The organism is Pseudomonas sp. GM60, assembly GCF_000282415.1.
GTDB classification, from domain to species: domain Bacteria; phylum Pseudomonadota; class Gammaproteobacteria; order Pseudomonadales; family Pseudomonadaceae; genus Aquipseudomonas; species Aquipseudomonas migulae.
Window position 1 is genome coordinate 1 of record NZ_AKJI01000142.1, and the last position, 5,461, is coordinate 5,461.

Below are 5,461 nucleotides of genomic sequence, written 5' to 3' on the forward strand. Positions count from 1 at the left end.
GCATGCCGAGCCACAGCGAGGCACCGAACGAAAGGGGCAAAAGCGCTTGGTTACTTGGCGCTTCTCCAAGTGACCCGCCGTAAGGGCGGAACCAATAGAAGCCGTTACAGCAAAAACGGATATCCCCCCAACCAACCGCACAACAGACAATGCCCTCATTTGCCCATAACCCCCATGTCTGCTAGTGTCGCGCCGGTTTAACGTCAACCGGAAATCGCCGCCATGGCCCGCAAAAAAGCTGCACTGGATTTCGAACAATCCCTCGCCGACCTGCAAACGCTGGTAGAGCGACTGGAGAACGGCGAACTGTCGCTGGAAGACTCGCTGACGGCTTTCGAGCAAGGCATCGGTCTGACCCGTGATTGCCAGGCAGCGCTGGCCCAGGCCGAGCAGAAGGTTCAAGTGCTGCTCGAACGTGATGGCGAGCTCGCCGAGGAACCCTTCGACGCGGATCAACCAGAATGATTGCAGCGTATTCGGCGACGAGCCAGGCCCGCGTCAACGCGGCACTGGAAACCCTGTTCAACGCACCAAGCCCGGAACTCGCGCGGCTCTACGAAGCCATGCGCTACAGCGTGATGAACGGCGGCAAGCGCGTGCGCCCTCTGCTGGCCTACGCAGCGTGCGAAGCGCTGGGCGGCAAGCCCGAGCAAGCCAACGGCGCCGCCTGCGCCGTGGAACTGATCCACGCTTATTCGCTGGTGCACGACGATTTGCCGGCGATGGACGACGACGATCTGCGTCGCGGCCAGCCGACCACCCACAAAAAATTCGATGAAGCCTGCGCGATTCTCGCCGGTGACGGTTTGCAGAGCCTGGCCTTCAGCGCCCTGCTCGACCCGCGCCTGAGCACGTCGGACGCTGAGATCCGCCTGCAAATGGTCAGCGCATTGGCGTTGGCAGCAGGGCCGGCCGGCATGGTCGGCGGCCAAGCCATCGACCTCGGTTCGGTCGGCTTGAAACTCGATCAGAAAGCCCTGGAATACATGCATCGGCACAAGACCGGCGCGCTGATCGAGGTCAGCGTCAAACTCGGCGCCCTCGCCAGCGGCCGGGCCGAGAAAGACGAACTGAAGTCCTTGCAGACTTATGCACAGGCCATCGGCCTCGCCTTCCAGGTGCAGGACGACATTCTCGACGTCGAAAGCGATACCGAAACCCTCGGCAAACGCCAGGGCGCCGACATCGCGCGCGACAAACCGACCTACCCGGCCCTGCTCGGCCTCGATGCAGCCAAAGCCTACGCGCTGGAACTGCGCGATCAGGCCCTGCATGCGCTGCGACCGTTTGACGCGGCCGCCGAGCCATTGCGCGATTTGGCCCGGTATATCGTCGAACGGCGCAGCTGACAGCGTATCCGCCAAAAAAGAGCAACGCGTGGGCAGGGGCCGATGCATCAGGTAAACTGCCGCCTCTTCTATACCTATAACGATTCGCCTGATGCCCACGACGTTTCATGAGATTCCCCGCAAGCGCCCGACCACGCCCCTGCTCGACCGTGCCAACACGCCGGACGGCCTGCGCCGGTTAGGCGAAGCCGAGCTGGAAACCCTGGCCGATGAGTTGCGCCTGGAATTGCTCTACACGGTCGGTCAGACCGGCGGGCATTTCGGTGCCGGCCTGGGCGTCATCGAGCTGACCATCGCGTTGCATTACGTCTTCGACACCCCGGACGACCGGCTGGTGTGGGACGTGGGTCATCAGGCCTATCCGCACAAGATCCTCACCGGCCGTCGCGAGCGCATGGGCACCCTGCGCCAGAAGGACGGCGTCGCCGCCTTCCCGCGTCGTTCCGAGAGCGAGTACGACACCTTTGGCGTCGGCCACTCCAGCACCTCGATCAGCGCAGCGCTGGGCATGGCCATTGCCGCCCGCCTGCAGAACAGTGATCGCAAGGCGATTGCCGTGATCGGCGACGGCGCACTGACCGCCGGCATGGCGTTCGAAGCGCTGAACCACGCGCCGGAAGTGGACGCCAACATGCTGGTGATCCTCAACGACAACGACATGTCGATCTCGCGCAACGTCGGCGGCTTGTCGAACTACCTTGCGAAAATCCTTTCCAGCCGCACCTACGCGAGCATGCGTGAAGGCAGCAAAAAGGTCCTGTCGCGCCTGCCCGGCGCCTGGGAAATCGCCCGTCGCACCGAAGAATACGCCAAAGGCATGCTGGTTCCCGGCACGCTGTTCGAAGAGCTGGGCTGGAACTACATCGGCCCGATCGATGGCCACGACCTGCCGACCCTGATCGCCACCCTGCGCAACATGCGCGATCTCAAAGGCCCGCAGTTCCTGCACATCGTCACCAAGAAAGGCAAAGGCTTCGCCCCGGCGGAAGTCGACCCGATCGGTTACCACGCCATCACCAAACTCGAACCGCTGGACGCTCCGGCCGCTGCGCCGAAAAAAGCCAGCGGTCCGAAGTATTCCGGTGTGTTCGGCGAATGGCTGTGCGACATGGCCGCGACCGATCCACGCTTGGTGGGCATCACCCCGGCGATGAAAGAAGGCTCCGACCTGGTGGCCTTCAGCGAGCGTTTCCCGCTGCGCTATTTCGATGTGGCGATTGCCGAACAGCACGCCGTCACCTTCGCGGCGGGTATGGCCTGTGAAGGCGCGAAACCGGTGGTGGCGATCTACTCGACGTTCCTGCAACGCGGCTACGATCAGCTTGTTCACGATGTGGCGGTGCAAAACCTCGACGTCTTGTTCGCCATCGACCGCGCCGGCCTGGTCGGCGAAGACGGCCCGACGCACGCCGGCAGTTTCGACCTGTCGTTCCTGCGTTGCATCCCCGGCATGCTGGTGATGACCCCGAGCGACGAAAACGAACTGCGCAAAATGCTCACCACGGGCCATCTGTACAACGGCCCGGCGGCGGTGCGTTACCCGCGCGGCAACGGCCCGAACGCAACGATCGAGAAAGACCTGCAGCCAATCGAAATCGGCAAAGGCGTGGTTCGCCGTCAGGGCAGCAAAGTCGCCCTGCTGGTGTTCGGCGTGCAATTGGCCGAGGCGCTGAAAGTCGCCGAGACGCTGGATGCCACCGTGGTCGACATGCGTTTCGTCAAACCGCTGGATGAAGAGCTGGTTCGCGAAATCGCCGGCAACCATGAGTTGCTGGTGACCATCGAAGAGAACGCGATCATGGGCGGCGCCGGTGGCGCGGTCAGCGAATTCCTCGCCCGCGAGAACATCCTCAAGTCGGTGCTGCACCTGGGCTTGCCGGACCTTTACGTCGAACACGCCAAGCCCGCGCAAATGCTGGCCGAGTGCGGGCTGGATGAGGCCGGGATCGAGGCCTCGATCCGCGAACGCCTGCAACTGCTAGCTCAGTAACCCCTCCCCCTGTAGGAGCGAGGCTTGCCCGCGAAGTCGATCTAACAGTCAACATAAATGTTGAATGTTATGACCTCTTCGCGGGCAAGCCTCGCTCCTACAAGTCCCGTGTTTGCTACGGATTACCGATGAATTTCTCCCGCCTAGCCCTGACGCTGACCCTTCTGCCGTCCGGCCCGCTCCTGGCCGACACTTTCGAACGCGATCAAGCCCTGAAGCTGCCCGACGTGCTGATCAGCGCCAACCGCCAGGTCGAAGCGCGCAACGACAGCAGCGCCGCCAACACCGTGTTCACCCGAGACGACATCGACCGCCTGCAACCGGGTAGCGTCACCGACCTGCTGCGTCGCGTGCCGGGTGTGCAAGTCGGGCAGACCGGTGGGCGCGGCAGCTTGCCGGGGGTTTACATTCGCGGCACCAAATCCGCTCATAGCCTGGTGCTGGTGGACGGTCAACGCATCGGCAACTCGACTTCCGGCGACAGCAACCTGCAACACATCAACATCGAGCAAGTCGAGCGCGTGGAAGTGCTGCGCGGCTCCCGCTCGGTGATTTATGGCAGCGATGCGATTGGCGGGGTGATCCAGATTTTTACCCGTCGTGGCACCGAACAAGGCCTGCAACCGCGTCTGCACATGGGTTTTGGCAGCAACCAGACGTGGGAGCGCAGCCTTGGCGTGTCCGGTGGCGATGAGCAAACCCGCTTCAACCTGGGCGCCAGTCTCGATGAAACGGCCGGGATCAATCGCACCCACGCGTCCTACCCCAGCGATGGTGATCACGATGAGTATCGCAACAAGTCGGTGAGCCTGAGCCTGAGTCACGCCCTCACCGACGACCTCGAAATCGGCGCCAACTTGCTGGATAACCGAGGCAAAAGCGCGTTCGACAACCCGTTCGGCCGCTTCGATACCACCACCTTCGAGTCGGTCCAGCAGCAGCCTTACAACGAATTCACGGTGAGCAGCCTCAGCAGTTACCTCGATGCGCGCATCAACGACCGGTGGAAAACCCGCGTTGAGTTCGGCCACAGCGAAAACCGCGAGCAGACCTTCGACAAGCTCAGCGATGAACGCAGCGTGTTCAACACCTACCGAGACTCGGTGAACTGGCAGAACGACCTGACGCTCGACGCGCGCAACAGCCTGATCCTCGGCGGTGATTGGTACGAAGACCGCATCAACAGCAGCACCGCATTCGACGAGGACAGTCGCTGGAACCGCTCGGCGTTTATCCAGCATCGCTATCAGACCGACAGCTTCTCCACGGAACTGGGCTTGCGCCGCGACCAGAACCAGCAGTTCGGCAGCCAGAACAGCTGGAGCGGCACCTTCACCCTGCCGTTGAACCCGGATAACGATGTGCTGCTGACCTACAGCGAAGGCTTTCGCGCACCGACTTTCAACGACTTGTATTACCCGGATTTCAGCAATCCGGACCTGAAGCCTGAAACCTCGAAAAGCTACGAGCTGCAATGGCGCAGTCAGCTAACCGAAAACAGCCGCCTCGAAGCCTCGCTGTATCGCACCGATCTCAAGGACGCGATTATCTTCGGCAGCAACGACCGCCCGCAAAACGTCGCCTCGGCACGGATCAACGGGTTTGAAGCGGCGTTGAAGCAGGAGCTGTTCGGTTGGCAGAGTAACCTTGGCGTGGCGTTCATCGACCCGCGGGATCGCGACAGCGGGCACACCCTGGCGCGTCGTGCACGGCGGACGTTGAGCCTGGATCTGGATCGACAGTTTGATCGACTGGGTCTCGGCGCCAGTTGGCAAGCGGTGAGCAGTAGCTTTGACGATGAGGACAATCGGCAGCCGTTAGGCGGGTATGCGTTGCTGGGGCTGCGCAGCAGTTGGGAGCTGAATCGTGAGATCAAGCTTGAGCTGAAGGTTGATAACCTGCTGGACAAGGGTTACAGCCGGGCGTTGTACAGCCATGACGGCAGTCAGTATGGGTATCGCGAGGAAGGTCGGGCGTGGATGTTTGGGGTGACCTGGACGCCGGAGATCTGATCTGACATTTGAGGTGTTCGGGCGGGCCTCTTCGCGGGCAAGCCTCGCTCCTACAAAGCACCGTGATCCTCTGTAGGAGCGAGGCTTGCCCGCGAAAGGGGCGACTCGGT

4 protein-coding genes are annotated in these 5,461 nt (G+C 62.1%); all 4 read left to right on the forward strand.

The genetic code is table 11. The features are described from left to right. Window positions 1–222 precede the first annotated feature (222 nt). Entirely contained in the window at window positions 223–465 is a 243-nt protein-coding gene (locus PMI32_RS02720) for an exodeoxyribonuclease VII small subunit (protein ID WP_007894317.1), read from the forward strand. Further along, a complete protein-coding gene (ispA, locus tag PMI32_RS02715; protein ID WP_008034537.1) occupies window positions 462–1,349 on the forward strand; it encodes a (2E,6E)-farnesyl diphosphate synthase in 888 nt (295 codons plus the stop codon). Before PMI32_RS02720 ends, ispA begins: the two co-directional genes overlap by 4 nt. 91 nt (window positions 1,350–1,440) lie before the next feature. Beyond that, window positions 1,441–3,339, forward strand: a complete 1,899-nt coding sequence (gene dxs / locus PMI32_RS02710) for a 1-deoxy-D-xylulose-5-phosphate synthase (protein ID WP_008034538.1) — start codon at window positions 1,441–1,443, stop codon at window positions 3,337–3,339. A 128-nt stretch (window positions 3,340–3,467) separates the two neighbouring features. Beyond that, window positions 3,468–5,351 (forward strand): TonB-dependent receptor domain-containing protein, encoded by a 1,884-nt coding sequence (locus tag PMI32_RS02705; RefSeq protein WP_008034540.1) that lies wholly within the window; start codon window positions 3,468–3,470, stop codon window positions 5,349–5,351. Window positions 5,352–5,461 lie beyond the last annotated feature (110 nt).

Excerpts from the sequence above, each read along its gene's own strand:
- PMI32_RS02720 (WP_007894317.1), top strand. The coding sequence starts at position 223 with ATGGCCCGCAAAAAAGCTGCACTGGATTTCGAACAATCCCTCGCCGAC.
- ispA (WP_008034537.1), top strand. The coding sequence starts at position 462 with ATGATTGCAGCGTATTCGGCGACGAGCCAGGCCCGCGTCAACGCGGCA.
- dxs (WP_008034538.1), top strand. The coding sequence starts at position 1,441 with ATGCCCACGACGTTTCATGAGATTCCCCGCAAGCGCCCGACCACGCCC.
- PMI32_RS02705 (WP_008034540.1), top strand. The coding sequence starts at position 3,468 with ATGAATTTCTCCCGCCTAGCCCTGACGCTGACCCTTCTGCCGTCCGGC.